The organism is Acinetobacter sp. 826659 (genome assembly GCF_000588515.1).
Lineage (GTDB): Bacteria > Pseudomonadota > Gammaproteobacteria > Pseudomonadales > Moraxellaceae > Acinetobacter > Acinetobacter pittii.
On the sequence record NZ_JFYD01000025.1, the window covers coordinates 1 to 1,790 of the forward strand.

At 41.5% G+C, this 1,790-nt stretch carries 3 protein-coding genes, 1 tRNA gene and 1 pseudogene; 2 read left to right on the forward strand and 3 right to left on the reverse strand.

What is annotated here, in order from left to right:
* Nucleotides 1-67, reverse strand: a pseudogene (locus J663_RS19375) (imidazole glycerol phosphate synthase subunit HisH); the annotation flags it as partial.
* On the reverse strand, nucleotides 67-660 hold the full coding sequence (gene hisB, locus J663_RS18435; RefSeq protein ID WP_002116767.1) for an imidazoleglycerol-phosphate dehydratase HisB: 594 nt from the start codon (nucleotides 658-660) through the stop codon (nucleotides 67-69). The pseudogene J663_RS19375 and the gene hisB, both read right to left, overlap by 1 nt.
* A gap of 102 nt (nucleotides 661-762) precedes the next feature.
* On the opposite strand from hisB, the gene J663_RS18440 reads away from it, so the two are divergent.
* Together J663_RS18440 and J663_RS18445 are read left to right on the forward strand one after the other, a co-directional pair.
* Nucleotides 763-1,146 carry a GNAT family N-acetyltransferase gene (locus tag J663_RS18440; RefSeq protein WP_002116928.1) on the forward strand — a complete coding sequence of 128 codons (384 nt, stop codon included), beginning with the start codon at nucleotides 763-765 and terminating at the stop codon, nucleotides 1,144-1,146.
* A 106-nt stretch (nucleotides 1,147-1,252) separates the two neighbouring features.
* A tRNA-Phe gene (locus tag J663_RS18445) sits at nucleotides 1,253-1,328 on the forward strand.
* 168 nt (nucleotides 1,329-1,496) lie between these two features.
* Here J663_RS18445 and J663_RS18450 read toward each other — a convergent pair.
* On the reverse strand, nucleotides 1,497-1,790 hold a 294-nt coding region (locus tag J663_RS18450; RefSeq protein WP_033851427.1), incomplete at its 5' end, for a GNAT family acetyltransferase.

The window sequence follows — 1,790 nt, forward strand, 5'->3', positions numbered from 1 at the left end:
GCTCAAGTGCTTTAGCAGCTGAATGTAGATTGCCCATGCCATAATCAAGTAACGCGATACGTGTCATTAGAGGCTACCTTTTGTCGATGCGATCGTGTTTTCAGCACGTGGATCAACTTCACATGCCATACGTAAAGCACGAGCAAGTGCTTTAAAAACACTTTCGATTTGATGGTGGCTATTTTTACCTTTTAAGTTATCGATGTGTAAGGTCATAAGCGCATGGTTTACGAAACCTTGGAAAAACTCAGAAAATAAATCGACATCAAATGTACCGATGCGCGCACGAGTAAATGGAATATCCATGAATAAACCCGGACGACCAGATAAATCGACAACAACACGAGATAAAGCTTCATCTAATGGTGCATAAAAATGACCATAGCGTTTTAAACCTTTTTTATCGCCCAAAGCTTGTGCAAAAGCTTGTCCAAGCGTGATACCACAGTCTTCTACGGTGTGGTGATCATCAATCTCGAGGTCTCCGTCACAATGAATATCGATATCAAATAAGCCATGTCGCTTGATTTGATCAATCATATGGTCTAAAAATGGAACTCCAGTGTTTAGTGTGCCTTGACCAGTACCGTCGAGATTTAAACGAACTCGAATTTTGGTTTCATTGGTATTTCTAACCACTTCACTGATACGTTGCGTCATGGACACGTTCCTCAAAAAACGTCAAAAATGATTGGATGTTAACGACAATTTCGCTGTGACGAATTCGTGACAGCATCATAGTTTGCTCAGGAGGGTTAATCAATGCCTATTACCGTACATGCTTATAGTTCTCTAGATAATTCAGAGATCCGCGATCAGCTTGAGCGACTGTATGATACAAGTCCGGAGTTTGGTGACGGGCACGATGCGATTGAACAACTTGAACAAGATTTACAACAGTATACCACGCTATACACTGCCGAATTTAACACCAAAATTATAGGTGCAATTTGGTCTTCAGGACAAGGCGAAAGCAAGGTTCTTGAATATATTGTTGTGCACCCTGCGAACCGTGGTCGTGGGGTGGCTGAGCGCTTAGTCGAAGAAGCTTGCCGTATAGAAGAGTCAAAAGGTGTTAAAACTTTTGAACCAGGTTGTGGCGCGATTCATCGCTGTTTGGCTCACATTGGTAAACTACATCACTAAAAGCTTCTATTATTTTGTGGTTGTGATTTAAAAATAATCACTTGTTACAAAAAACACGGAAGTTGCTTGACGTCTTCTTATAAACATTGTTTAATACGCCCACTTCGGCGTGATAGCTCAGTAGGTAGAGCAACGGATTGAAAATCCGTGTGTCCCCAGTTCGATCCTGGGTCTCGCCACCATATTCGAAAAAGCCCCATACATAATGTATGGGGCTTTTTTCATGCTTGTTTATTTAATAAAAATGTTAAGACCTTACCTGTGTATAAATCTCATTTTATCCACAAGCAAAGAGGGTTATCCCCAATATCGCCTTAACTTTCTCAAAATAGCCCAAACAAAACGTGGTTCTAATCATTAGAACTATCACGAATAAGTCGTTTTCCTAAGCACACTGCTTCTACCTCGTCATAGCCAAGCTGTTCGTAAAAATTCAATACATTCAAATTGTCTTTACGAACTAATAATTGCAGTTTTGGGCAGCCACGAGCAATGAGGCGCTTCTCAAGCTGCTGAACGAGCGCTGTAGCGATTCCTAAGCGTTGTTGGTGGGGGTGAACAGCCAAATAGTTAATCCAGCCTCTATGGCCATCGTAGCCGCCCATAAGCGTACCAATCAGTTGCTCATCTTTAATAGCAACTAA

Excerpts from the sequence above, each read along its gene's own strand:
- hisB (WP_002116767.1), bottom strand. The coding sequence starts at position 660 with ATGACGCAACGTATCAGTGAAGTGGTTAGAAATACCAATGAAACCAAA.
- J663_RS18440 (WP_002116928.1), top strand. The coding sequence starts at position 763 with ATGCCTATTACCGTACATGCTTATAGTTCTCTAGATAATTCAGAGATC.